This window comes from Streptomyces sp. NBC_00483 (assembly GCF_036013745.1).
In the GTDB taxonomy this organism is placed as follows: Bacteria; Actinomycetota; Actinomycetes; order Streptomycetales; family Streptomycetaceae; genus Streptomyces.
In genome coordinates, this window is the sequence record NZ_CP107880.1 from 105,551 (window position 1) to 130,288 (window position 24,738).

Annotated in this window: 26 protein-coding genes; 9 read left to right on the forward strand and 17 right to left on the reverse strand. The window is 70.5% G+C overall.

Annotation, left to right across the window (positions count from 1 at the left end; translation table 11 throughout):
* The first annotated feature begins 33 nt into the window (after nt 1-33).
* Nucleotides 34-2,262 (forward strand): alpha-xylosidase, encoded by a 2,229-nt coding sequence (gene yicI, locus OHA73_RS00515; protein ID WP_327658374.1) that lies wholly within the window; start codon nt 34-36, stop codon nt 2,260-2,262.
* 42 nt (nt 2,263-2,304) lie between these two features.
* On the opposite strand, the gene OHA73_RS00520 is transcribed toward yicI, so the two are convergent.
* Both OHA73_RS00520 and OHA73_RS00525 read right to left on the reverse strand, forming a co-directional pair.
* Nucleotides 2,305-3,066 (reverse strand): sulfite exporter TauE/SafE family protein, encoded by a 762-nt coding sequence (locus OHA73_RS00520; protein ID WP_266718444.1) that lies wholly within the window; start codon nt 3,064-3,066, stop codon nt 2,305-2,307.
* 70 nt (nt 3,067-3,136) lie between these two features.
* Nucleotides 3,137-3,862, reverse strand: coding sequence for a GntR family transcriptional regulator (locus OHA73_RS00525; protein ID WP_327653766.1), 726 nt, complete (start codon nt 3,860-3,862; stop codon nt 3,137-3,139).
* Between the two features lie 287 nt (nt 3,863-4,149).
* Here OHA73_RS00525 and OHA73_RS00530 point away from each other — a divergent pair, with 287 nt between their 5' ends.
* From OHA73_RS00530 to OHA73_RS00540, 3 genes are all read left to right on the forward strand, one after another.
* Complete coding sequence (locus tag OHA73_RS00530) at nt 4,150-4,944, forward strand: SAM-dependent methyltransferase (RefSeq protein ID WP_266718441.1); 795 nt, start codon at nt 4,150-4,152, stop codon at nt 4,942-4,944.
* Between the two features lie 151 nt (nt 4,945-5,095).
* The gene (locus OHA73_RS00535) at nt 5,096-5,830 is read left to right on the forward strand and encodes a hypothetical protein (RefSeq protein ID WP_266718439.1); all 735 of its coding nucleotides are present in this window, start codon (nt 5,096-5,098) and stop codon (nt 5,828-5,830) included.
* A gap of 78 nt (nt 5,831-5,908) precedes the next feature.
* Nucleotides 5,909-6,562 (forward strand): dihydrofolate reductase family protein, encoded by a 654-nt coding sequence (locus OHA73_RS00540; RefSeq protein WP_266718437.1) that lies wholly within the window; start codon nt 5,909-5,911, stop codon nt 6,560-6,562.
* Nucleotides 6,563-6,610: 48 nt separating this feature from the next.
* Here OHA73_RS00540 and OHA73_RS00545 read toward each other — a convergent pair whose 3' ends face one another.
* Both OHA73_RS00545 and OHA73_RS00550 read right to left on the reverse strand, forming a co-directional pair.
* Complete coding sequence (locus OHA73_RS00545) at nt 6,611-7,849, reverse strand: NADH:flavin oxidoreductase (RefSeq protein WP_327653767.1); 1,239 nt, start codon at nt 7,847-7,849, stop codon at nt 6,611-6,613.
* 26 nt (nt 7,850-7,875) lie between these two features.
* Nucleotides 7,876-8,469, reverse strand: a complete 594-nt coding sequence (locus OHA73_RS00550; RefSeq protein WP_327653768.1) for a TetR/AcrR family transcriptional regulator — start codon at nt 8,467-8,469, stop codon at nt 7,876-7,878.
* Nucleotides 8,470-8,805: 336 nt separating this feature from the next.
* Between OHA73_RS00550 and malX the strand changes: the two genes are divergently transcribed.
* Entirely contained in the window at nt 8,806-10,401 is a 1,596-nt protein-coding gene (gene malX / locus OHA73_RS00555) for a maltose/glucose-specific PTS transporter subunit IIBC (protein ID WP_327653769.1), read from the forward strand.
* A gap of 3 nt (nt 10,402-10,404) precedes the next feature.
* Entirely contained in the window at nt 10,405-11,580 is a 1,176-nt protein-coding gene (locus OHA73_RS00560) for a MalY/PatB family protein (protein WP_327653770.1), read from the forward strand.
* A gap of 8 nt (nt 11,581-11,588) precedes the next feature.
* Here OHA73_RS00560 and OHA73_RS00565 read toward each other — a convergent pair whose 3' ends face one another.
* From OHA73_RS00565 to msrA, 3 genes are all read right to left on the reverse strand, one after another.
* Nucleotides 11,589-11,750, reverse strand: coding sequence for a hypothetical protein (locus OHA73_RS00565; protein WP_267072604.1), 162 nt, complete (start codon nt 11,748-11,750; stop codon nt 11,589-11,591).
* 104 nt (nt 11,751-11,854) lie between these two features.
* On the reverse strand, nt 11,855-13,582 hold the full coding sequence (locus tag OHA73_RS00570) for an MFS transporter (protein WP_267072603.1): 1,728 nt from the start codon (nt 13,580-13,582) through the stop codon (nt 11,855-11,857).
* A gap of 84 nt (nt 13,583-13,666) precedes the next feature.
* Entirely contained in the window at nt 13,667-14,176 is a 510-nt protein-coding gene (gene msrA, locus OHA73_RS00575; RefSeq protein WP_327653771.1) for a peptide-methionine (S)-S-oxide reductase MsrA, read from the reverse strand.
* A 249-nt stretch (nt 14,177-14,425) separates the two neighbouring features.
* Between msrA and OHA73_RS00580 the strand changes: the two genes are divergently transcribed.
* Together OHA73_RS00580 and OHA73_RS00585 are read left to right on the forward strand one after the other, a co-directional pair.
* On the forward strand, nt 14,426-15,790 hold the full coding sequence (locus OHA73_RS00580; protein WP_267072601.1) for an FAD-dependent oxidoreductase: 1,365 nt from the start codon (nt 14,426-14,428) through the stop codon (nt 15,788-15,790).
* A gap of 172 nt (nt 15,791-15,962) precedes the next feature.
* On the forward strand, nt 15,963-16,379 hold the full coding sequence (locus OHA73_RS00585) for a 5-carboxymethyl-2-hydroxymuconate delta isomerase (protein WP_266718425.1): 417 nt from the start codon (nt 15,963-15,965) through the stop codon (nt 16,377-16,379).
* Here OHA73_RS00585 and OHA73_RS00590 read toward each other — a convergent pair.
* From OHA73_RS00590 to OHA73_RS00635, 10 genes are all read right to left on the reverse strand, one after another.
* Nucleotides 16,376-17,749 carry an FG-GAP repeat domain-containing protein gene (locus OHA73_RS00590; protein WP_327653772.1) on the reverse strand — a complete coding sequence of 458 codons (1,374 nt, stop codon included), beginning with the start codon at nt 17,747-17,749 and terminating at the stop codon, nt 16,376-16,378. The genes OHA73_RS00585 and OHA73_RS00590 overlap by 4 nt on opposite strands.
* A gap of 82 nt (nt 17,750-17,831) precedes the next feature.
* Nucleotides 17,832-18,458: a bifunctional 4-hydroxy-2-oxoglutarate aldolase/2-dehydro-3-deoxy-phosphogluconate aldolase gene (locus OHA73_RS00595; RefSeq protein WP_327653773.1), complete on the reverse strand. Its 627-nt coding sequence runs from the start codon at nt 18,456-18,458 to the stop codon at nt 17,832-17,834.
* Nucleotides 18,455-18,718, reverse strand: coding sequence for an HPr family phosphocarrier protein (locus OHA73_RS00600; RefSeq protein WP_266718422.1), 264 nt, complete (start codon nt 18,716-18,718; stop codon nt 18,455-18,457). The genes OHA73_RS00595 and OHA73_RS00600 overlap by 4 nt, the downstream gene beginning before the upstream one ends.
* Nucleotides 18,715-19,818, reverse strand: a complete 1,104-nt coding sequence (locus OHA73_RS00605) for a DgaE family pyridoxal phosphate-dependent ammonia lyase (protein ID WP_267072599.1) — start codon at nt 19,816-19,818, stop codon at nt 18,715-18,717. The genes OHA73_RS00600 and OHA73_RS00605 overlap by 4 nt, the downstream gene beginning before the upstream one ends.
* A 37-nt stretch (nt 19,819-19,855) precedes the next feature.
* A complete protein-coding gene (locus tag OHA73_RS00610; RefSeq protein ID WP_267072598.1) occupies nt 19,856-20,605 on the reverse strand; it encodes a DUF4310 family protein in 750 nt (249 codons plus the stop codon).
* A gap of 13 nt (nt 20,606-20,618) precedes the next feature.
* Nucleotides 20,619-21,407 carry a DUF4311 domain-containing protein gene (locus OHA73_RS00615; protein ID WP_266718419.1) on the reverse strand — a complete coding sequence of 263 codons (789 nt, stop codon included), beginning with the start codon at nt 21,405-21,407 and terminating at the stop codon, nt 20,619-20,621.
* 4 nt (nt 21,408-21,411) lie between these two features.
* Nucleotides 21,412-21,747 carry a DUF4312 family protein gene (locus OHA73_RS00620; RefSeq protein ID WP_327653774.1) on the reverse strand — a complete coding sequence of 112 codons (336 nt, stop codon included), beginning with the start codon at nt 21,745-21,747 and terminating at the stop codon, nt 21,412-21,414.
* Nucleotides 21,744-22,112: an SFCGS family glycine-rich protein gene (locus OHA73_RS00625; protein WP_266718416.1), complete on the reverse strand. Its 369-nt coding sequence runs from the start codon at nt 22,110-22,112 to the stop codon at nt 21,744-21,746. The genes OHA73_RS00620 and OHA73_RS00625 overlap by 4 nt, the downstream gene beginning before the upstream one ends.
* 24 nt (nt 22,113-22,136) lie before the next feature.
* Nucleotides 22,137-22,532 (reverse strand): hypothetical protein, encoded by a 396-nt coding sequence (locus OHA73_RS00630; protein WP_266718414.1) that lies wholly within the window; start codon nt 22,530-22,532, stop codon nt 22,137-22,139.
* A 45-nt stretch (nt 22,533-22,577) separates the two neighbouring features.
* Nucleotides 22,578-23,738: an amidohydrolase/deacetylase family metallohydrolase gene (locus OHA73_RS00635; protein ID WP_327653775.1), complete on the reverse strand. Its 1,161-nt coding sequence runs from the start codon at nt 23,736-23,738 to the stop codon at nt 22,578-22,580.
* A 178-nt stretch (nt 23,739-23,916) separates the two neighbouring features.
* On the opposite strand from OHA73_RS00635, the gene OHA73_RS00640 reads away from it, so the two are divergent.
* Complete coding sequence (locus OHA73_RS00640; protein WP_327653776.1) at nt 23,917-24,663, forward strand: IclR family transcriptional regulator; 747 nt, start codon at nt 23,917-23,919, stop codon at nt 24,661-24,663.
* Nucleotides 24,664-24,738: the final 75 nt, after the last annotated feature.

Sequence of the window (24,738 nt, forward strand, 5' to 3'; positions counted from 1 at the left end):
TGCCCACGCACATTGCCCACCCCGAGGAAGATGATGAAGTTCACCGACGGCTTCTGGCTGATGCGCGACGGGGTCGAGGCCTCGTACGCCACCGAGGTCCGCGACCTGCGCGTCGACGCCGACCGCTTCACCGCGTTCGCCGCGGACAAGCGGATCCAGCGGCGCGGCGACACCCTCAACTCCCCCTTGCTGACGGTCGATTGCTTCACCCCGGCCGAGGGCGTCATCGGGGTCCGCGTCACCCACCACGCGGGAAAGCGGCGCCCGGGGCCGGACTTCCGGCTGCCCGGCGAGGACGCCGGCACGGGTACGGTGCGCCGCGACGGCACGAGGGTCGAGCTGTCCAGCGGGCCGCTGTCCGTGCACCTCGACGAGGCGGCGCCCTGGCAGTTGTCCTTCCGTGACGCCGACGGCCGCGAGGTCACCTCCTCGGGCGGCAAGGGCACCGCCTTCTTCCGGACGGGCGACGGGGCGCACCACATGGCCGCGCAGCTGTCACTCGGCGTCGGGGAGCAGGTCTACGGCCTCGGCGAGCGCTTCACCCCGTTCGTCAGGAACGGCCAGGTCGTCGACATGTGGCAGGCCGACGGCGGCACGAGCAGCGAACAGGCGTACAAGAACGTCCCGTTCAGCCTGCACGTCTCCCCCGCGGGTGCCTACGGCGTGTTCGTCGCGCACCCCGGAAGGGTCAGTTACGAGATCGGCTCGGAGTCGGTCGGCCAGATGCAGTTCAGCGTCGAGGACCAGTCGCTCGAGTACTACGTCGTCGCAGGGCCCACCCCGAAGGACGTGCTGCGCCGCTACACCGCGCTCACCGGCCGCCCGGCGCTGCCGCCCGCGTGGTCGTTCGGCCTGTGGCTGACGACGTCGTTCACGACGCAGTACGACGAGGAGACGGTGACGTCGTTCGTCGACGGAATGGCGGAGCGCGACATCCCGCTGAGCGTCTTCCACTTCGACTGCTTCTGGATGCGCGAGTACCAGTGGTCGGACTTCGAGTGGGACCCCGCGGTCTTCCCCGATCCGGAGGGCATGCTGGCCCGCCTCAAGGCGCGCGGCCTGCGCATCTCCGTGTGGATCAACCCGTACATCGCGCAGAAGTCCGCCCTGTTCGAAGAGGCCGCGGCCCAGGGCTATTTGGTGAAGCGGCCGAACGGCGACATCTGGCAGTGGGACCTGTGGCAGGCGGGGATGGCGCTCGTCGACTTCACCAACCCGGAGGCCTGCGCCTGGTTCCGCTCCAAGCTCAAGGTGCTGCTCGACCAAGGTGTCGACTGCTTCAAGACGGACTTCGGCGAGCGCATCCCCACGGATGTCGTCTGGCACGACGGCTCCGACCCGGAGCGCATGCACAACTACTACACGCACCTGTACAACCAGGTCGTCTTCGATCTCCTGGAGAAGGAGCGCGGCCGCGGCGAGTCCGTCCTCTTCGCCCGTTCGGCGACGGCGGGCGGGCAGCAGTTCCCGGTGCACTGGGGCGGCGACTGCTGGTCCTCGTTCGGCGCGATGGCGGAGTCGCTGCGCGGCGGCCTGTCCCTCTCCCTGTCCGGCTTCGGCTTCTGGTCCCACGACATCGGCGGCTTCGAGGGCACCCCCGACGCGGCGGTCTTCAAGCGCTGGCTGGCCTTCGGTCTCCTCTCCTCCCACAGCCGCCTGCACGGCTCGTCCTCGTACCGGGTACCGTGGGAGTTCGGCGACGAAGCGGTCGACGTGGCAGGCAAGTTCACGAAGCTCAAGCACCGCCTGATGCCCTACCTGTACGGCGCGGCGGTCGAGGCGCACACGACGGGCGTGCCGCTGATGCGCCCGATGCTGCTCGACTTCCCCGACGACCCGACGGCGCGCGCCCTGGACCGCCAGTACATGCTCGGCCCCGACCTCCTGGTGGCGCCGGTGTTCTCCGCGGACGGCGACGTCGAGTTCTACGTCCCCGAGGGCACGTGGACCCATCTCCTCACCGGCGAGCGGGTCGAGGGCCCGGCCTGGCGGCGCGAGCAGCACGGCTTCGACAGCCTGCCGCTGTACGTGCGTCCCGGCGCGGTCCTGCCGATGGGCGCGGACGCGTCACGCCCGGACGGCGACTGGCTCACCGGGCTCACGCTGCTCGTCACCCCGGACACGGAGGACGTGACGGTGACGGTGCCCGATCAGCACGGCGGTGTGGCGGCGACGTATCGGGTGGTGCGGGACGGTACGACCAGAGAGGCGGCGGTCGTGGAGGGGCACGGGGTCGACGAGGTGACGGTGAAGCGGCTCTGACGCGCGGCGGGGCCTTGTTCAGTGCAGGGCAATAGGCCCTGTTCAGTGCAGGGCCAGGAACGGCGCCGACAGCAGGAGGAAGGCCACCATCGCGTACTTCAGGCGTCGGGCCGGGATGGCGTGTGCGATGCGCCAGCCGATGAGCACGCCGACCAGTTCCGGGATGCCCACCAGGGCCGCGAGCCGCCAGTCGACGGATCCGTGCAGCACATACGCCACCGTGCCCACGCTCGCGATCACGATCGACTGGGCCTGGGCCGCGGCCAGCGACGACAGGACCGGCAGCCCGGCCACCACGAGCAGTGGCACGCTCAGCATGGGGCCGCCGAGCCCGAAGAGGCCCGCGACGACCGCGACGACGACGCCGATCAGGACCGTGCGGCCCATCGGGATGTGCGCCCGCTCGGCACCCTCCGGGGCGCGCCGGTCCCGCACCCACACCAGGATGCCGGTGACGACGACCGCGCAGGCCAGCAGGATCCCGAAGCCGCGTCCCGCGACCAGGGTGTTGCACAGCACGCCCAGCGGCGCCCCCACGAGTGCGGCTCCGGCGAGTGCGGCGGCGCAGCGCCGGGTTCCCGGGTCGCGGAGCTGTCCCGACCGGGCGTACGCCGCCGTGCCGAGCAGGCCCGTGGCGACGTGGGTGACGATCGCGGTGCCCGCCACGCCCGAGGGCGTGAGGCCGGAGAACAGGAACAGGCCGATGGTGGGCAGCACTCCGCCGGGTCCGATGGCGGTGATCCCGATGCCGCCGAGCAGCCCGGCCACCGCGAGGAGGACCAGGTGTGTGGTGTCCAGGGTCATGTGCGCTCCCGCCCGCTCTGTTGTTCGCTTCGTCGTTCGCTTTGTCGTTCGCTTCGCATAGTCGGCTCCGTCAGTCCCTCGGCAGGACGGCCCGCAGGGCGAAACGGTCCGCGCGCACCCGCAGTGACTCGGCGTCGACCGGGCGGCCGTTCGCGAGCCGGGTCAGCCGGTCGATGGTGAACAGCGCGGCGCCCTCCGCCACCCCCAGGAGGCGCGCGGTGTCCGGGTCCGCGGTGACGGCGTGCACGGTCACCTCGGCGCTGCCGAGCCGCGTGCCGCTGGTCTCCTCGATGAGCGCGAACAGATCGCGGCCCGCCAGGTGGCGGTCGAGCAGCGGGCGGCCGATGTCGGGGGCGAGCCAGGTCGAGTCCAGGGAGAGCGGATCCGCGTCGAGTGATCTCAGGCGCTCGATGTAGACCGCCTCGGAGCGCTCCGGGAGGCAGAGGCGTTGCGTGATCGCGGGCGGGGCGTGCGACACGACGCGTGCCTCGCGCACCTCGTTGCTGACCGTGCCGTACGCGGTCAACTCCTCGGCGAGGCCGACCAGTCGGGCAAGTCCGTGGCCGGCCTTGTGGCCGGTCACGAGGGTGCCGATGCCACGCCGCCGAGTCACGACACCCTCGTCCCGCAACATGTTCAGCGCCTCGCGCACGGCGTTGCGGGTGGCTCCGAGGGACAGGCCGAGGGCGCGCTCGTCCGGCAGCACACCCTCGTACGCGCCGTCGACGATGCGCTGGCGCAGCACGTCGGCGACGCGGCGTGCCCGGTCGGCCCGCGATCCGTCACGGTCTTCCATGCCCGTCCCTTCTCCGTGGTGCATGTGACGGCAGACCGTACGCCCTCTGATGTTTCGCGGGTGTTACGCCACCCCCTCCGACCTGCACAAACGTCTGACCTGCGACGGAGCGGCAGCCGTAGGGGGCAACGCCGGTCACCGGCGTCACACCCACCCACGTACCGGCCACGCCGGCCACCACCTCGCACACCACGCAGCCCCACACCTCACCACCGCCTCAACTGCCGCATGGAATACCCTGGTTGACACGTGACCCACGGCGACCCATCGACCCTTCGGAGCGACTCGTGCCCCAGGACCGTCCGCTGATCGACAGTGACTCCCCGCATTCGGCCCGCATCTGGAACTACTGGCTCGGCGGCAAGGACTGCTACGAGGTCGACCGCCAGGTAGGCGATGCCATTCAGCAGGTCAACGCGGAGATCGTGCACGTGGCCCGCGCGCAGCGCGCCTTCCTCGCCCGTACCGTCTCCCACCTCGTACGGGACGTGGGCATCGACCAGTTCCTCGACATCGGCACCGGGCTGCCCACCATCGACAACACCCACGACGTGGCACAGCGCCACGACCCCACGGCGCGCATCGTCTACGTCGACCACGACCCGGTCGTTCTGCGGCACGCTGAGGCCCTGCTGACCAGCACTCCGCAGGGAGCCACCGACTACATCGAGGCCGATCTGACCGACCCCGCCGACATCCTCCGGCAGGCCGGGGACACGCTGGACTTCACCCGTCCCATCGCCCTGATGCTGCTCGGGGTCGTCGCCCATGTCACCGACGACCGCGCCTACACGATCGTCGAGGAACTCAAGAGCGCGCTGCCCAGCGGCAGTCACCTGGTTCTGTGCGACAGCACCGAGGCGTACCACCCCGAATCCACCCGCGCGATGGTCGAACAGTGGAACAGCACCAGTGACAACCCGCGCACCAATCGCACCCCCGAGCAGATCGGTCGCTTCTTCGAGGGATTCGAGCTGGTCGAACCGGGTCTGACCTCGGTGTCCCAGTGGCGCCCCGATGACGTCGAGGGTGAACTCCCGGAGCCCGTCAGCAGCTTCGGCGGCATCGGACGCAAGCCCTGATGCGCGTCAACACGCCAACTCCCGTACCGTAAAAGGAGACCGATCTGCGCTGACGTGCCACATGATGGGCACCCGGGTGAGTACCATCCGGCCCTACAGCACACACGTGCACACACCGACAGATCACTCCTTTCCACGGAAGCGAGCCATCATGGCGGACACCACGCACCAGACCGAGCTCAAGTCCCGTTACGCCGACCGGATCCAGGACGACATCGCCAACAACGAGAGCGAGTTGAAGCGGATCAGCGAGGAAATCTCCGCGCTGCAGGCCCAGTTGGGCACCCTCGAGGAGAACCGCACTCTGCTGGAGAGCATGCTGAAGTCCCTCGGCAGCGGGAATCTCCCGCCCCTTCCGGCGCCCCTCGCGGAGAAGCCGGCCGGCAAGGCCGCGGGTAAGGTTCCGCGCCAGAAGGCACGGGACACGACGGCGGCGAAGCCCGCGCAGGCCAAGAAGACGGCCGGAGCCCCCGCGAAGGCGGCCAAGACCGCGAAGCCCGCCAAGGCCGCGGCAGCCACCAAGCCCAGCGCACCCGCCGCGCCCGCCGCCGAGAAGACCGAGCCGCAGGGCTCCACGCTGGTCGAGCTCATCGTGTCCCAGCTGGGCGCCGAGACCAGCCCGCGTTCGGCCGCCGAGATCACCGCGACGCTGGAAAAGAAGCACCCCAAGCGGGAGTTCAGCACCAAGGTGGTCCGCAACACGCTGGAGGCCCTGGTCGCCAAGGCCCGCGCCGAGCGCACCCGGCAGCAGCGTTCGGTGTTCTACGTCGCCCTGCCCGCTACCGGCACGTCCGCGAAGGCCACGGACAGCAAGGCCGGCGCGGACACCAAGGCCGGACAGGACAAGGCGGTGGAGAAGGCCGGGGCGAAGGACGGCGCCGCGTGACACCCCGCTCGTCGCCTGCGCGATGAGTCTCGTTCGCCGTGGCAGTCTCACAGTTGTCGATCACGTAGGAGGAGCCCCGTGAAACAGCAACTGCTGAAGGTCCAGAATTTCAACGTGTCCGCGGACGGTTTCGGCGCCGGTCAGGGTCAGAGCCTTGAGCGGCCGTTCGGACACGCCGACCCGGGGAACATGTTCGCCTGGGCCGGGGCCACGGCGAGCTGGCCCAATCGCACGGAACCGGGGGGCTCCCGCGGCATCGACGACTATCTGACGCGGGACTTCCACCACAACATCGGCGCCGAGATCATGGGCCGGGGCAAGTTCGGGCCGCAGCACGGGCCCTGGCAGGACGACGAATGGCGCGGATGGTGGGGTGAGGAGCCGCCGTTCCACACTCCGGTGTTCGTGATGACCCACCACACGCGGCCGTCGATCACGCTCTCGGACACCACGTTCCACTTCGTCGACGCCGACCCTGGCACCGTCCTCAAGCAGGCCAGGGTGGCGGCGCAGGGCAAGGACATCCGGCTGGGCGGTGGGGCCACCACCGTCCGCGAGTTCCTCGAGGCCGACCTCGTCGACACCCTGCACGTGGCGGTCGCGGACGGCATCAAGCTCGGCTCCGGCTCCAAGCTCTGGGACTCCCCCGACGATCTGCTCGACCGCTTCCACCTCGATGTCGTACCGAGCCCGACGGGCGCGGTGCGACACCATCTGTTCTGGCGGAAGTGACACCCGGCGCGCGTGGGGTCACGTACTCACTGGCCGTAAGCCACGTACTCAGTGGCCGCGCGCGTGGAAGGGTTCCGGCTCGATCAGGACACAGCGCGTACCGGTGTAGATGGTGGGCATGCAGCGGTTGCAGTGGATGCACAGCGAGTGCGTGGGCCGGTCCGCGGCGCGGTCCTCGGCGAAGCGGTTGATGAGGTCGGGTTCGCGCAGGAGCGCGCGGCCCATCGCCACGAACTCGAAGCCCTCGGTCATGGCCTGTTCGGCGGTCTCGCGGTCCGCGATGCCGCCGAGCAGGATCAACGGCAGTTTCAGCGCGGCCCGGAACTGGCGTGCCGAGGGGAGCAGGAACGCCTCCTCGTAGGGGTAGGCGCGGATGAACTTCTTTCCGACGCGCTCGATGCCGAAGCGCTGGGGCTGGGGGAACGTCGCCGCGAACTGGCGCACGGGCGCGCCGCCGCGAAACAGGTACATGGGGTTCAGCAGGGAGCTGCCCGCGGTGAGTTCGAGGGCGTCGACGCTGCCGTCGGCCTCCAGCCAGGCGGCGGTGCGCAGGCTCTCGTCGAGCCAGATGCCGCCGGACACGCCGTCGTCCATGTTGAGCTTGGCGGTGATCGCGATCTCGTCGCCGACCTCGTCGCGGACCGCGCGGGCCACGCCCCGGGCGACCCTGGCCCGGTTCGCGAGGGTGCCGCCGTACTCGTCCTTGCGCTTGTTGAGCCTCGGGCTGAGGAAGGAGCTCGCGAAGTAGTTGTGGCCGAGGTGGATCTCCACCGCGTCGAATCCGGCCTCGACCGCGGTGCGGGCCGCGCGGGCGTGGGCGCGGGTGACGCGTGCGATGTCGTCGCGGGTGGCCGGGCGGGCGAAGCGGAAGGACTGCAGGTTCAGGAAGCGGCTGGGCGCGAGCGCGGGCAGCCCGTTGGATACGGGGTCGGCGACGGGTCCCGCGTGGCCGATCTGCGCCGAGATCGCGGCGCCCTCCGCGTGCACGGCCTCGGTGAGTCGGCGCAGGCCCGGAACAGCCTCCGGTCGCATGTGGATCTGGTCGCGTTCGGTACGTCCTTCGGGGGCGACGGCACAGTACGCGACGGTCGTCATGCCGACGCCGCCGGCAGCGGGTCGCCGGTGGTACTCGATGAGTCGGTCACTGACGAGCGCGTCGCGAGTGACCCCCTCGAAGGTGGCCGCCTTGATCACGCGGTTGCGGAGGGTCAGGGGGCCGAGGCGCGCGGGGGCGAGCAGGTCGGGCGTGGACCCGGTGGTGTCGCGGGTGGAGTCTGCTGTGCTCATGGCTGTGCAACTCCTCAACTGTCGGTTCACTGTGGGGCGTTCAGGCCCGCCGTGACGAAGGCAATGACCGCCTCCGCCGGAGGCCGGGGCGTGCCGCCCAACTCGGCGGTGGCCAACTGTGGCTCCCCGTAGAGCTGGAGCAGCAGGTCGAACGTCATGCGCAGGCGGTGCCCGGCCTGCGCCCGGGAGAGGTCGGGCCGCGCGGCACACAGCAGCTGGCGCCACGGCCGGTGCCCGAACCACCGCTCGTCGAAGGGAAGTTCACGGCGGCTCAGCAGGACGCGGGCGAGCAGGTGCAGCAGCATGCGGCCGTGCGGGGTCCGGGTCAGCTCGTCGAGCGGACGCACGAGTACGTCGACGAAATCCTCGACGCGCGGCGTCTCTCTGTCGGCCGTCCTGCGCTCCACGTCAGCGAGCGGCTGCGCCCACAGCGGGCCGAGCCGGCTCTGCAGCAGCGCGGCGACCAGGTCTTCCTTGGTGCCGAAGTGGTAGTGGACCGCGGCCGGGTTCATGCCCGCCGCCGCGTTGACCGCACGGACCGACACCTGCTCGTATCCCTTGTCGAGGAAGAGCCGTTCGGCGGCGTCGAGCAGTGCCGCCCGCGTGGTGTCGGTGGGCATGGGGCACAGGACAGCACGGCGCGGCACACTTTTCAATCAGTGATGGAGATGATGCGGCGCAACATGGGCGCACGCATCGCCGCATCCTCGGAGGTGACGTTCAAGGACCAGGGCTGAGGTGACCTTCGAGCACCAGGGCTCACGGCGGGCGAGATTGGCCATAGACATGGCGCGACCTGCTGTGATCTCATCCGTCTCGGCGGATCGGACACCCTCGACGCCGCTCGACGGGCGATCCCTGTACGCGGCAGGTGACCGGCCGCTCCGGTCGGCTTGTGACCAGGTGGCCGACTTGTGCCAGCCTCCCGTCCAGGCCCGAAAGACGATAGACCCCCCATGCAGAAGACCAAGGCCGCGCTCTGGGAGTTCCTCCAGAGCCTCGGCAAGACGTTCATGCTCCCCGTGGCGCTGCTCGCGTTCTGCGGCATCATGCTGGGCATCGGCTCCTCGCTCTCCAGCGACGCCGTCACCGGCAACCTGACCTTCCTTCAGGGCCAGGGCTTCCACCTGGTCTTCACGTGGATGGCCAACACCGGCCAGGTCGCCTTCCAGTTCCTGCCCGTGATGTTCGCGATGGCCATTCCCCTCGGGCTCGCCCGCGAGGACAAGGGCGTGGCCGCCTTCTCCGGCTTCGTCGGCTATGCCGCGATGAACCTGGCGGTGAACTTTTACCTCACCGCCAAGGGCGTGGACTTCGACGACGCGAAGGCGATCGCCCACTACGGCATCGCCGATGTCATCGGCATCCAGTCCATCGATACGGGGCTCCTCGGCGCGGTCGCCGTTGGCATCGTTGTCAGCCTGCTTCACCAGCGGTTCCGTACGCAGCGGATGCCCGACGCGCTGGCCTTCTTCGGTGGCCTTCGCTTCGTGCCGATCATCTCCGCGCTCACGCTGAGCGTGCTCGGTCTGCTCATCCCGCTGGTGTGGCCGACGTTCAACGGCTGGATCACCGACCTGGGCCGCGCGATCGGTCATGCGGGGGTCTTCGGACCGTTCTTCTTCGGCATGGGCGAGGTGCTGCTGCGCCCGGTGGGCCTGCACCACATCCTCGTCGCGATGTTCCGCTTCACGGACGTCGGCGGCTCGGGCGCGGTGTGCGGGGACCATGTCTCCGGCGCCCTGAACATGTTCTACGCGCAGCTGAACTGCTCCAAGCCGCCCACGGCCGCCGTCACCGACGCCACCCACTTCCTGTCGCAGGGCAAGATGGCGGCCTACCTCGGCGGTCTGCCGGGCGCCGCGCTCGCGATGTACCACTGCGCCCGCAAGAGCATGCGCCCCGAGATCAAGGCGCTCCTGGTCTCGGGTGTCGTGGCCTGTGTCGTCGGCGGCATCACCGAGCCGCTGGAGTTCCTGTTCCTGTTCATCGCGCCGTGGCTGTACCTCCTGCACGCCGTCCTCGTCGGTCTCGGCTTCCTCGCCGCCGCCGTCCTCGGGGTGTTCATCGGCAACACGGACGGCAATGTCATCGACTGGCTCGTCTTTGGTGTCCTTCAGGGCACGACCACCAAGTGGTATCTGGTGCCGGTCATCGCCGCCGTGTGGTTCGCCGTCTACTACTTCCTGTTCCGCTGGGCCATCGTGCGCTTCGACCTCAAGACGCCGGGGCGCGAGGAGGAGGCGGAGGAGGCGGAGCCCGCGGAAGAAGCGGACGAGTCCGGGGCCCCGCGTGAGCTGGTCGCCGGGAAGTACGACGCGGTGGCGATCCTCGACGCGATCGGCGGCGCCGACAACATCACGTCCCTCGACAACTGCATCACCCGGCTCCGGCTGACGGTCGAGGACGCGGAGCGCGTGAACGAGCCGCGCCTGAAGAAGCTGGGCGCCGTCGGCGTCGTGAAGCTCGACGCGCACACCGTGCAGGTGGTCATCGGCCCGCAGGTGCAGTCCGTGAAGGACGCCATCGCCACGATGGTCCCGGTGGGCTGAACCGTGCGACACACCTCACCGGACTCCCCCGGCTACGAGTTCGACACCGTCGTCGACCGGCACGGCACCTGGTGCACGCAGTGGGACTACGTCGAGGACCGTTTCGGCGTGCCGGACCTGCTGCCGTTCACGATCTCCGACATGGACTTCGAGACGGCTCCCGAGGTCCTGGCGGCGCTGCGAGCCCGGCTCGACCACGGCGTGCTCGGCTACTCCCGCTGGCGCCACGACGACTTCCTGTCCGCGATCGTCGACTGGTACGCCACCCGGCACGACACCCCCGTGGACCCGCAGTCGATCGTCTACGGCCCCTCCGTGATCTACCAGGTCGGTCAGCTGCTGCGCCTGTGGTCACGTCCCGGCGACGGCGTCGTCGCGCACGCTCCGACGTACGACGCGTTCCCGAAGACCGTGGCCGCGCACGAACGGCGGCTGCTCACCTGCGCGGTGGACGACTGGGCGGAGCTTGAGCGGCTGCTGTCGCTGCCGGACACCTCGGTGCTGCTGCTGTGCTCCCCGCACAATCCCACCGGTCACGTGTGGACGGCGGCGGAGCTCGACCGCATGGCCGAGCTGTGCGCGCGCCACGACGTGGCGGTCATCAGCGACGAGATCCACTCGGACCTCGCCCACCCGCCCGCCGTCCACCGGCCGTGGGCGCTGCACGCAGGCTCCGGCACCCGCTGGGCGGTCGTCACGTCCGCGTCGAAGTCCTTCAACATCCCGGCGCTGACCGGCAGTTACGGCATCGTCGGGGACCCCGACTCCCGGGACGCGTACCTGCGGCGGCTCAAGGAGGCCGACGGTCTGTCGTCCCCCGCGGTGCTGTCCGTGGTCGGCCATATCGCGGCCTACCGGGAGGGCGGCACCTGGCTGGACGCGCTCGGCACGTACCTGCGCGGCAATCTGTCCTACGTGGCGCAGCGCCTGGCAGAGGCGTTCCCCGAGCTGGGCTGGACGCCACCCGAAGCCGGCTATCTCGCCTGGATCGACCTGCGCCCCCTCGGTGTGGACGAGGAGGCGCTCCAGCGCGAGCTGGTCGAGCGGCAGCGGGTGGCGATCATGCCGGGTACGGCGTACGGCGCCGCCGGCCATGTGCGGCTCAATGTGGGCTGCCCGCGCTCCAAGGTGGAGCGCGGGGTGAGTGCCCTCATCGACGGTGTACGCGCGATCCGCTGAAGGTCAGGTCAGCGGACGAGGGCGTACACCAGCCAACCGAGGAGGAAAAGCACCACGATTCCTGTCAGGATCGCGGTGCCCTTCCCCGGCTCCGTCGAGCGCTTCATCGAGCGCTCCATCTCCTTCTCCTTGATGAAGGCCTTGGTGTCTTCCTCGGTGCGTGTGCGCACCCACCCGTTCCCAGGACCGAACATTCCCCTGTACCTCCCCGTTTTGGACTGATCTTGCGCCTAACCGAATCGGGCCGGATCAAACGCGCACCCGTACGAGCGGTTCAGGCCCCTGCGCCCCGCAGTTCGGCCAGCGCGGCCGCGTTCAGCGGGCGCGGCGCGGAGTCCGTGCCGGTGCCGACGAGGACGACCGTGCACGCGCAGGCGTGGGTGAGGGCGGTGGTGAAGCTGCCGTCGGCGAACTGGGTGAGCGGGCCGCGCGGCGAGTGCCCGACGGCCACGACGCGGGCGCCGACGTCCGCCGCGTGCCGGGCCAGCGCGCGGCCGGCGGCGGCATGGTCCCCGACGCTGTTCAGCACCTGCCCCGTGGCGGCCACCCCCGCACCCGCGAGCCGGTCGAGGTGGTCCCGCACGGCGGCGCGGGCCTGCGCGAGGTCCTCGGCATCGGCGGCCTGGTCGTCGACGACGGCGGTCTGCCGGACGTGCACGACCTCCAGCGGGCTGCCGGTGTCCCGGGCGAGGCGTGCGGCCGCGTCGACGATGGCGGGCGCCCGGTCGTGGTCCCCGACGGCGACGACGACGCGCGGGTCGCTACTCGGAGCCACGGCTCCCACAGGCGTGAGTGACGGCTGCACCGGCTCGCCCCCGCCCAGGTTCGCCTCGGCCTGCCGCAGCAGCCGGTGCCCGCTGGCGAGGACCGGGATGGCGAGGACGAAGGTGAGCGCGGCCAGGTAGAAGGGCACGCTCAGGTCCATGGCGTCGGCCAGCTTGCCCGCGACGTACGGCGCGAGGCCGCCGCCGATGAATCGCAGGAAGCCGTACGCGGACGAGGCGACGGGGCGTTCCACCGGCGAGACCAGCATGACGGCCTGCGTGGTGAGTGTGTTGTTGATGCCGATGAAGGCACCGCTGACGATGACCGCGACGATCACGACGGTCGGCGTCGAGACCCCGGCGGCGATGACCGCCATCACGACACCGAGGCAGAAGAGATTCGCGTACAGGACGGCCGCGGTGCCGTAGCGCGCCTGGAGGCGCGGCGCGAAGTACACGCTGAACAGGGCGACCAGAAGTCCCCAGCCGGTGAAGACGAGGCCGAGTTCGTGGGCGTCGAGCTCCATGGGGTACGGCGCGTACCCGAGCATCGTGAAGAAGCCCCAGTTGTAGAGCAGCGCCATGATGCCCATGGTCAGCAGGCCGCGGTGGCGCAGTGCCTTGAGCGGGGCGATCGGCGACGTGATCTTCTTCGGCCTGGGCAGATCGGGTACGAGGGCGATGGTGGCGACCAGTGCGACGGCCATCAGGACGGCGACGCCGAAGAAGGGACCGCGCCAGCTGATCGCCCCCAACTCGCCGCCGAGCAGCGGCCCGACGGCGATCCCGAGGCCGAGCGCGGTCTCGTAGAGGATGATCGCGCCGCCGAATCCGCCGCTCGCCGAGGCGACGATGACGGCCAGGGAGGTGGCGATGAACAGCGCGTTGCCGAGCCCCCAGCCGGCCCGGAACCCCACGATGCCGTTGATGGAGCCGGTGGCTCCGGCGAGCGCCGAGAAGACGACGATGACGCTCAGGCCTATGACGAGGGTGCGCTTGGCGCCGAAGCGGCTGGAGAACCATCCGACGACGAGCATCGCGACCGCGGTGACGATGAGATAGCTGCTGAACAGCAGGGACACCTGGCTGGGCGTGGCATGCAGGCTGTCGGCCAGGGCGGGCAGGATCGGGTCCACGAGACCGATGCCCATGAACGAGATGACGCAGGCGAACGCGACGGCCCAGACGGCCTTCGGCTGCTTGAAGGGGCTCGCTTTCGTCGCTACCCGCTGCTGCATGCCGCCATCATGCATTTACGTGTACATGGAAACAAGATGCGTGCGGGTGCCGCTCTCCGCCGAGCGGCACCCGGCCCGCCGAAATCAGGCGGCGCGCTTCGGCAGCTTCCAGTTCGGTCGCGGGAAGTGGCAGGTGTAGCCCTCCGGGTAGCGCTCCAGGTAGTCCTGGTGCTCCGGCTCGGCCTCCCAGAAGTCGCCGACCGGCTCGACCTCGGTCACGACCTTCCCGGGCCACAGACCGCTCGCCTCGACGTCCGCGATGGTGTCGACGGCGACCTGGCGCTGCGCGTCGTCCACGTAATAGATCGCGGACCGGTAGCTGCGCCCCAGGTCATTGCCCTGGCGGTCCTTCGTGGTCGGGTCGTGGACCTGGAAGAAGAACTCCAGCAGGTCCCGGTAGGTGACCACGGACGGGTCATGGACGATCTCGATGGCCTCGGCGTGGTCGCCGTGGTTACGGTACGTGGCGTTGGGCGTGTCACCGCCGGAGTACCCCACACGCGTCGACAGCACGCCGGGCCGCTGGCGGATCAGGTCCTGCATGCCCCAGAAGCAGCCACCCGCCAGCACTGCCCTCTCGGTTACCTCTGACATACGCCACTCCCTGCACTACCTGACACGACGAACAGATCCAATGAGTGCAACAGAGCGCGACCCACAGATCTTCCAGCTTAGGCCGAGCCCCTAAAGCGAAGCTATCGACCCCCATAAGGCAGCCTTATGTGCCCATAGACCGGACCCGCCTACTTTCTAAGGCTTGCCTTACTTTAGGCTTCCCTACAAGCACTCGTGGCCCGACCAGCACGTACGGACCGCGGGAACCACTCGAAGGGAACCTGAACCATGCCTCGCCCCCTGAGGGTCGCCATCGTCGGAGCCGGCCCCGCCGGCATCTACGCCGCCGACGCCCTGCTCAAGTCCGAAGCGGCCTCCGAGCCGGGGGTGTCCATCGACCTCTTCGAGCGCATGCCGGCGCCGTTCGGCCTGATCCGCTACGGCGTCGCGCCGGACCACCCGCGCATCAAGGGCATCGTGAAGGCCCTCCACCAGGTGCTCGACAAGCCGCAGATCCGACTGTTCGGCAACGTCGACTACCCGCGCGACATCGACCTCGACGACCTGCGCGCCTTCTACGACGCGATCGTCTTCTCCACCGGCGCGACTGCGGACCGGGCGCTCGACATCCCGGGCATCGAGCTCGAGGGCTCGTACGGCGCCGCGGACTTCGTGTCCTGGTACGACGGTCACCCCGACGTCCCGCGCACCTGGCCGCTGGAGGCCGAGAAGGTCGCCGTCCTCGGCGTCGGCAACGTCGCGCTCGACGTCGCGCGCGTGCTCGCGAAGACGGCGGACGAGCTGCTGCCGACCGAGATCCCGGCCAACGTCCACGAGGGCCTGAAGGCGAACAAGGCCCTGGAGGTCCACGTCTTCGGCCGTCGTGGCCCCGCGCAGGCCAAGTTCAGCCCGCTGGAGCTGCGCGAGCTGGACCACTCCCCGTCCATCGAGGTCATCGTCAACCCCGAGGACATCGACTACGACGAGGGCTCGATCGCCGCCCGCCGCAGCGAGAAGCAGACCGACATGGTCGCCAAGACGCTGGAGAACTGGGCGATCCGCGACGAGGGCGACCGCCCGCACAAGCTGTTCCTGCACTTCTTCGAGTCGCCGACCGAGATCCTCGGCGAGGACGGCCGCGTCGTCGGCCTGCGCACCGAGCGCACCGAGCTGGACGGCACGGGCAACGTCAAGGGCACCGGCAACTTCACCGACTGGGACCTCGGCGCCGTCTACCGCGCGGTGGGCTACCTCTCCGACGAACTGCCCAAGCTCCCCTGGGACATCAAGTCCGGCACCGTCCCGGACGAGGGCGGCCGCGTCATCCAGGAGAACGGCGAGCACCTTCAGTCGACGTACGTGACAGGCTGGATCCGGCGTGGCCCCGTGGGCCTCATCGGGCACACCAAGGGCGACGCCAACGAGGCGGTCGCGAACCTGCTCGCCGACCACGCGGAGGGCCGCCTGCAGACGCCGGTCTCGCCCACCCCGGAGTCCGTCGAGGAGTTCCTCGGCGAGCGCGGCGTCCGGTACACGACCTGGGACGGCTGGTACAAGCTGGACGCCGCTGAGAAGGCGCTCGGCGAGCCGCACGGCCGTGAGCGCGTGAAGATCGTGGAGCGCGCGGAGATGCTCGACGCCAGCGAGGCGTGACATGACGGGTGAGGGCCCGGTCGAACTCGGCCGGGCCCTCACCCGTACCCGCGCGTTCCCCTCAGCCGTACCCGCGCGTTCAAGGCGTGACGTGCGACGGGATAAAGTGGTCGACAGGTAGATGTAAAACCCACCCACCTAGCCCACTCGCCTTGTCCGCCGCGGAGGCGCCGTGCCTCAGATCACCGTCGACTACTCGCCCCGACTCACCGACACCCTCGACCGGGCCGCCCTCGCCACCGCGTTGCACGCCCTGGTCGTCGAGGGATCCGGCTCGCGCGGCACCTGCAAGACGTTCTTCCGCGCCGCCACGGAGACGTACGTCGTCGGCAGCGAGCACGACGACGTGCCGGTCGTGCACGTGGAGGTGGCGCTGCTCCCGGGGCGCAGCGAGCGGACCATGACGCGCCTGTCGCAGCGGATTCTGGCGCTGCTCCTGGAGCACGTGGGCGCGGGCGCCGGTGCCGACGTGGTGTGTTCGGCCGAGGTGCGCCCCCTCGCGGCGTACAGCCTGTATCCGACCCGCCGCGAGTTCAGCGCCACGACGGGGTCCCGTCCCGAGCGCCACGGGTGCACCCCCGCCGCCTAGTTCAGCGGTCGCGCCACCTTTCGGACGTCGAAGGACTCCATCTCTTTCCCCGAGCCGTCGACCACCCGCCAGGTGTTGCCCGAGGCCAGGACGAGTTCGTCGCGGCCGTCGCCGTCGACATCGGCGGCGTCCTTGATCCGGCCCGAGGGCCGCGGCAGCGAGTGCCACGGCCCGGAGCCCAGGCCCGGCGAGGAGCCGCCCCGCAGGATGTCGATCCGGTCGTGCCCGCCCACCCGGTCGTCGTCGCTGCGGACGGCGAGGTCGTCGCAGCCGTCGCCGTTGACGTCCGCGGCCATCAGGTCGATACCGAAGCCGCCCTTGCGGGCGCCGCCGTCGATGATGACCGGGGCCTCGGGCGCCTTGCCGTAACGGATGGTCACCTTGCCCTTGCGGTCGCGCGGTGCGAACTCGTCGTCCATGGGGACGCCACTGTCACCGAGGGCGATGTCGGGCCGTCCGTCGCCGTCGAAGTCGCCGACGGCGACGTTCTCGCCGCGCGGCAGCGGTGCGGGCCGCGCGGCGAGCCCGCTCGCGGTGTCCGCTCCCCCGGCCAACACCCGAAGCGCGTCCGGCGCTCCGGGTTTGTACACCAGCAGGTCGGTGGCCCGGTCGCCGGTCACCTCCGCCGCGATCAGCCGAAGGCCGGTGACGGTGTCGGCCGAGCCGCTGTAGGGGTCGGCGCGTTCGGTGATCCTCGCCGGCTTGCCGGTTCGGGCGAACGGGCCCTGAAGCACCACGAGGTGACGCTCGTGCAGGCCGGTGCGGTAGGTGGCCAGGTCGACCCGGCCGTCGCCGTCGAAGTCCCCTGCCACCGGCGGGTCCTCGTAGACGTCGTTGCCCTTGCTGATCCGTACCGGCTGTCCCTTGCCCATGTGCGGAAGCGGGATGCGCGCTGCCTTGTGGCCGGGGTCCGGGCCTTGTGCGCCGCCCCACTGCACATGGGCGCTGCCGCCCGCCACGAGGTCGAGGTGGCCGTCGCCGTCCAGGTCGGCGACGGTCGGACCGCTCTCCCCGTCGGTCATGGAGTCGTGCTCGGGCAGGTCGAAGTCCGTGGGCGTGAACACCGTGCGCTCGCCGGCCCGGGCACCGTGCAGCAGGGCGATGCGGCCGGTCTGGTAGACGTCACCGTTGCCGGCCGGGACACCGAGCGCCAGGTCCGGGCTGCCGCCGCCGTCGAAGTCGGGAGCGGGGGTGCCCGCGCTCTTCGCCTTCGCGGCCGACGCCGCGCAGGCGCTGTCCGGGACCTGCGGATAACCCTCCTGGTGGCGGGCGCCCGTGGCGGTGCCCAGGACCAGTGCGGTGGCGAGGAGGCCGATGCCCCGTCGCCACCATGGTCCGCGGCGCGGAGGTGCTGTCGGCTCGCATGTCATGTGGCCACTACAACGGATGCACTCGCCCGGTTTCCAGTGCCGAGATCACTCCGTTATGCCCACCCGTGTGTCCGAACCCCCGTCAGCCGAGGCGCTCTTGCAGCCGGGCCACGTTGGCCGCCACGTCGCCGCGCGTGAGGTCGCTGCCGATGCTCACCGAGAAGGCGCCCGCGGCGAGCCACTTGTCGGCGTCGTCCACGCTCACACCGCCCGTCGCCATGATCCGGGCGCCGGGCAGCACGGAGAGCACGGACTTCAGGTAGGCGATGCCTCCGACGTGCGCGGGGAACAGCTTGGCGACGCCCCGGTCCGCCGCGATGCGCAGCTCACTCGGGGTGAGACCGCCCTCGACGAGGAGCCGGCCCGCGGCATCGGCGACGGGACGCACCTCGGGCACCTGGAAAGGACTCACCAGGAAGTTCGCACCGGCCGCCAGGGCGCGTTCGGCGATCTCTGGCGAAGTGACGGTGCCGAGGCCGAGTGTCACCTCGGGGAACTCCTTCACCCAGGCCGCTACGAGGTCCTCCCAGCCGGGTGTGGTGGCGGTGAACTCGAAGGCGGTGAGGCCGCAGTTCACGAGGGTGCGGGCCACCGCGTCGGCGGTGTCGGCGTCGGCCTCGCGCACGGTCGGGGTGACGCGCGCGGCGCGCAGGGCGTCGATGACTTCGGCGTACATGGTGGACTCCGGTCGGGTACGGGCTGTGGTCATGCCGGGGCCGCGATCTCGGCGAGGGCGTCCAGGGTCGACTCGGCGTCGGCCCCGCGGGCGCGCAGCACGATGGCGTCGCCGCAGCGGATGTTGAGTGTCATCAGCGACAGGACGCTGCGGGCGGGGACCTCGTGGCCGTCCTCCCGCGCGACGGTCACGTCGGAGGAGGCGCGGGAGGCGGTCTGGGCGAAGGCGGCGGCGGGGCGGGCGTGCAGGCCGGCCTCCTCGGTGACCACCAGGCGTCGTTCGACGACGGTCATCGGTTGTTCTCTCCGTCCAGCAGTGCGGTCAGCCGGTCCACCAGCTGTTCCTCTTCGTCGGGGTTCATGGGGCGCGGGTCGATCGCGAGGCGTCCCGTGACGGCGTGATGATCCCTCAAGTAGACGCCGACCGCGGCGAGTTCTGCGGCGAGAGTTGCCGCGTCGCGGCCCGCCGTCCCGGGGTCCACGGTGAGTTCGGTGCGGTGGATGTCGCGTCCCGCCTCGTCGCTGACGACGCGGGTGGTGAGGCCCGGCAGGTCCGCGAGGCGCGCGGCGAGCTTCTCCATGCGCGGCCGGTGCCCGCCGCTCTGGGCGCTGCCGTACTCGCGCAGGGCCTGCACGAGGCCGAAGAGGGTCTCCTTGCCGACCTTCATCGGGCGGGCGATGCCGCCGTACTGGGCCCGGCACGCCGCCATGTGCGCGGCGCTGCCGCAGATCATCCCGGACGTCGGTCCGCCAACGGCCTTGCCGCCGCTGTAGATCACGAGGTCGGCGCCGGTGGCGGGCCAGCGGCGCAGTTCGCCCTCGGCCGCGGCGTCGACGATGACCGGGAGGTCGTGGGCGCGGGCCACCTCGATGGTCTCCGCCAGGGAGACCATGCCCTTCTGCACGGCGTGGTGGGACTGGACGTACAGCAGGGCCGCGGTGCGCGGGCCGATCGCGCCGGCCAGGTGGCCGGCGCTCACCTTGTTCGCGGAACCCACCTCGACGGGGCGGCCACCGCCGAGCGCGACCATCTGCCGTACGGGCGCGCCGAAGTGGACGGAGTGGCCGCGCGGCAGGATCACCTCGCAGGGGGCGTCGCCCGCGTCGGGCAGGGCTTCGATGCGGGACAGGTCGGTGCCCGCGACGACGGCGGCGACCGCGATGGCGATGCCGGAGGCGGCGCCGGTGGTGGGACAGCCGTCCTCGGTGCCGGTGGCACGGCCGATCTCGCGGCCGACGGCGGCCATCAGGTCGTCCATGACGACGTGATGGCGGGCGGCCTCGCCCATCGCGGCGACGACGCCGTCACTGAGGACACTGCCGCCGAGCGCCGTCATCTTGCCGCTGGCGTTGATGGCGGGGGGTGTGCCGAGGTCGTGGTGGAGAGATTGCACGGTGCTTCCTCAAGCTCTGAATGGCCCAGGAGGGCGGTCACTTGCCGGGGATCGGGAAGAAGAGGCCCGCGATCATCGCGCCGATGATGGCGCCACCGGTCAGCGGCTTCTGCCACTTGTAGAAGAGCGCGGCGCCGATGGTCGAGCCGATGCCGACGGGCAGCGACGCGGTGGCGGCGGAGATGATGACGAGCGGGCCCAGATAGCGTCCGGCGGAGTTGCCCGCGCCCATCATCACGTCGGCGCCGAACGTGGAGGTGCCGCCCGTCGAGTTCACGGTGGCGCGCCGGATCGCGAGGATCGCGATGCCGATGAGGCCGCCGAGGAGGGCGCCCACCGGGATGGCGAGCCAGAAGTGTTCGAGCGGGGCGGTGAATCCGGCGCCGAGCAGCATGGCGGGGATGCCGATGCCGACGCCGGTCTGGAGGGAGCCGCCGATGTCGAGGATGCCGACCATGGGCCCCTCGATGATGCGGGCGAACAGGAAGCCGGCGCCGAAGGCGGCCGCGGCGCCGTAACTGCCGTTCTCCATACCGGCTTTCAGCATGGAGGCGACCGCGACGTCGCTGAACACGCCGGTCCCGTACGTGTAGTAGAGCTGTGTGCCGGTGAAGATGCCGGCGGCCAGGCAGGCCACGAAGACGGGGAAGGCCCATTCGGAGAGCCAGAAGCTGCCCTCGCCCGGCACCTTGGTCAGGAAGCCGCCCTTGGCCCGCTCTTCGCCGGAACCGGAGCCTGAGTTCTGCGCCGGTATGCCGCCCGTGGCGGAGGTTGATGTGTCGGTCATGTCGGTGCCTGCCTCACTCGGGCTTGGTGCCGGTCACGTCGTGGAGGTGCGTGAGCCAGTGCGGGATGTCGACGTTCAACTGCTGGAGCAGGGTGACGTCGGCCCCGCGCAGGAAGGTGCTGGCCGCGAAGAGCGTGAGCACCACGGCCGCGAGGGACTTGGTGACCTTCGTCCAGCCCAGGTCGTCGACGCCCTTGCCGATGACGATGCCGAGCACGATGCCGGGCACGGCGTTGCCCATCACGAGGTGGCCGAGGCCGCCGAGGACGGTGCCCCAGGCGCCGGCCCGCCGGCCCGCGTCGACGGCGGCCATCCAGAAGATGATCGGCATCACGGGGTTGATCAGCCACTCCGACGCCGGCCCCAGCACCTTGGCCGCGACCTCCTGCAGGGAGTGCGGGATCGAGGCGGCGGTGGTGTTGAGGAGGGTGACCAGGACCATGCCGACGGCCGTGCCGGTGATGGCCATGCGCCGCGGGTTGTGCAGGGTCTCGGCGAGCTTACGGTTCTTGATCATCGCGACCGACGCGGTCCAGTGCGGCACGATGCGGTGGTCCACGTCGGAGGTGAGCGCACCGGTACCGACCGCACTCGACCAGGCGTTGAACAGAAAGCCGAGGCCGAACGAGAAGTGCGCGACCGGGTCGTTCTGACAGGCGTTCAGCTCGCCGAGCGTGCGGAAGGCGCCCATGCCCTGGACCTTCGGCGCGTGGAACATGCGGGCCACGCCCGCGGAGGCGCCGAAGCCGATGAGTCCGCCGATGACGAGGGACTCCAGCAGGACGGTGAGGGTCTCGTTCATCGGGTCACCTCATGTGCAGGGCGTGCTGGACCGGCGAGAGCCGCTCCTCGCGCACCGTGAAGTCGACGGTTTCCAGGTCGAGCGAGGCCACCTGCACCTCGACGCGCAGGGTGAGTTCGAAGCGCTGCCGGGTGCGGGGGAAGAGGAGCCCGAGGAAGCGTTCCGTCCAGCGGTTTTCCACGGCCGAGACGACCTCGAGTTCGAGGGGCTCGACGCGGAAGCACACGCCGTCGGTCACCTTGTCGACCGCGGACTGCACCTGCCCGATGGCGGTGGCGAACGCCTTGTCCCTGGTGGGCCCGGAGCCGGTGAGCCGCAAGGTGTGGCGGGTCTGCTTCACGAGGCGTCCTCCCCCAGCTTCTTGAGGAGCGCCTGGGTGACCTTGAAGCCCAGTTCCTCGCTGTCGAGGAAGCCGAAGCCGAGGACGGTGCGGCCCTGTTCCACGGCGGTCACCCCGGCCTGCGCCGAGCGCATCCCGAACTCGATGTCGTGGCCGTACTTGGCCTTGGCGGTGACCGCTCCGGCGCCACCGCTGCCGCAGAAGGAGATGCCGAGCGCGGCGCCCTCCGCGGCCATCACGTCGCCGACCTTCATGTCGGCGCCGGGGCCCGCGATGAGGACGGGTTCGCCGCCCGCCGCGCGTACGCCGTCGGCGACGGCCTGGCCCTTGCCGAGCCGGTGTCCGATCACGATCTTGACTGTCATGGCGGTGCTCCTTGGTGGGTGGGGTCAGGCCTGAGGGGTGGACTGGGTCTGGAGCTGTGCCGCCGCCTCGAAGTGCAGGGCGAGCAGCAGGACTTCGGTGTCTCCCGCGAGGAATTCGCGCGGGGCGCAGTAGGTGTCGATGAGGGTGCGGGCGGACACGATGCGTTCGGCGCGCAGTTCGGAGGCGAGTTCCGGGTCGAGCGGGTCGAGGTGTTCGGCGGTGCGCACCCGGCGGACGAAGGCGAGCGCGTGCACGGCGAGGGCGAGCACCCGTGTCTCGTCGAAGACGATCCCGGCGACCTGCGCGTGGGCCAGCGCGAGCGGAAGGAACTCCGCCAGGTCGGCCCTGTCCTCGTCCATGACGGGCTGCGTGGTGTCGTGGACGGCCGTCGCGAGCCGTTCGATCAGGGGCGTGCTCATTCACGGGCCTCTCGGTGGTTCGGTGGAGCGGTTGGTGGGTGGGACTCAGCCGGTGGGGGTCCCGGGGGTGTGGAGGCGTCCGGCGCGCACCGTCCGGGCCGCCTCCAGCTGGGTGTGGGTGGTACGTGTGTCGCCGTCGGCGTCGGTCAGTACGGCGGTGCGCTCGACGAGGCGCAGCAACGTCAGATCGGCGGCACCACCGACGCGCAGGGTGCCCAACTCGCCACCAAGGCCGAGTACTTGAGCGGGGTGCAGCGTCGCGCAGCGGATCACCTGGTGCGGGTCGAGGCCGAGCCCGAGCAGCTTGTTGAGCGTGGTGACGAGCGAGTGGACCGGTCCCTCGACATTGCCCACGTGTACGTCGGTACTGATGGTGTGCGGGAAGAAGCCGGCGGCGAGGGCCCGTTCGGCGGTGGCGAAGTTGAGGCTCGCGCTGCCGTGACCGACATCGAGCCGCACCCCGCGCGCCACGGCCCGGCGCGCGGCGTCCTCGCTGCCGAAGAGGCCGCCGGGCTTGCCATGGAAGGCGTGTGTGACGACGTCGCCCTCGCCGAGCAGGTCCAGTACATCGGCGAGGCGCGGCGGCTCGTTCCCGACGTGCACCATGACCGGCCGGCCCACTCGCGCGGCGACCCGCTTCGCGGCCCGCAGGGGTTCGAGGCCACTGTCACCGAGGACCGAGGAGCTCATCCGCACCTTGATGCCGCGCACCCGGTCGGGGTGCTCGCGCAGCAGCTTCTCGGTGGCCGCCTCGTCGATGTCGCCGGGGCCGCCCGCGAGTTCGGTGCGGCCGTGGACGAGGCCGTGCCGGGAGATGTTGAGCCAGCTCAGGACGCGGGTCGCGGCAACGGTGACAACGTTGCCTGCGAAGTCGTCCCAGTGGTCGCTGCCACAACTGCCCGCGTCCACCACGGTGGTGACACCTTGATCGACGCCGACCGTGTCCGCCGGCACACCGAGCGCGGTGCGGGGCGCGTAGACATGTGAGTGGAGGTCGATCAGGCCGGGTGCCACGAGCAGTCCCGTGGCGTCGACGCGCACCTGTCCGGCCAGCGTGCCGGGCTCCCCGATCGCGACGATGCGGCCATCCTGCACGGCGAGGTCACCGGCGAAGGGCTCCGCGCGCAGGGGGTCGGCCAACAGCCCACCCGAGACGACGAGATCGAATCGTTGCGGACCTGCGGAAGGAGCTGAGTGCACAGCCATGGACGGCGACCTTTCCCGGCATGAGAGTAGTGCGTACGACGACGGGCGCAGTGGAGCGCGGCTGGGCGCACCGCTGCTGGACACCCGAGTTGAGGACCCAAGAACGTTCCGTGGAGTAGAATGACGTTCCGTTCTGCGGATCGAGTGGAAACATAGCCCGCGTCTCCTCGGAGGGTCAATGGAAGCGAGCAAGCCCGCGAATTCCGTCGTCAAGGCGCTTCGAGTACTGCACGCGGTGGCGCGTGCGGACGGACCGCACCGGCTCGGCGACATCGCGGAGCGCTCCGGTGTCTCCAAGGCCAGCACGCACCGGGTCCTCGCCACACTCGTCGAGGAGGGATACGCCGCCGCCGACGGCGAGGGCCGCTACGGCTGCGGCAACCACCTGCGCGCGATGGCCGCGCAGGTGCTGGCCGACGACGCGGTCGGCATCGACGCCGTGCTGCGCGCGCTGCAGCAACGCCTGGGCCAGGCCGTGCACTTGGCGGTGCCGAGCGGGGACCACGCCACGTACACGCACAAGGTCGACCCGGGCCACGCCTACCGCATCGCCACCGACGTCGGGGCCCCGCTGCCGCTGCACGCGACCGCCGCGGGCAAGGCCCTGCTGGCCCATCTTCCGCCCGAGGAGGCCGCCGCCGTCCTGGACCGCACCGGACTGCCCGCCCGCACGCCCCACACGCACACCGATCGGGCAGCCCTCGTCAAGGAGTTGGCCGTGATCCGCGATGCCGGGTACGCCACCGACTACGAGGAGGCTGACGCGTCGATCTGCTCGATCGCGGCCCCGGTCCTCGAAGCGGACGGCACACCGGTCGGTGCCGTCTCGGTCTCCTCGCTCACCTTCCTCGTCACCGAGGAGCAACTGGGCGGGTTCGCCCCGGCGGTGCGGCAGGCGGCGGAGGACGTGTCCCGCCGTCTGTGATCAGGTCCCCGACGACACACCGGAGCCCCTCCACACCAGGTGTGGAGGGGCTCGTCCCGGTGGTGTCGCCACCCG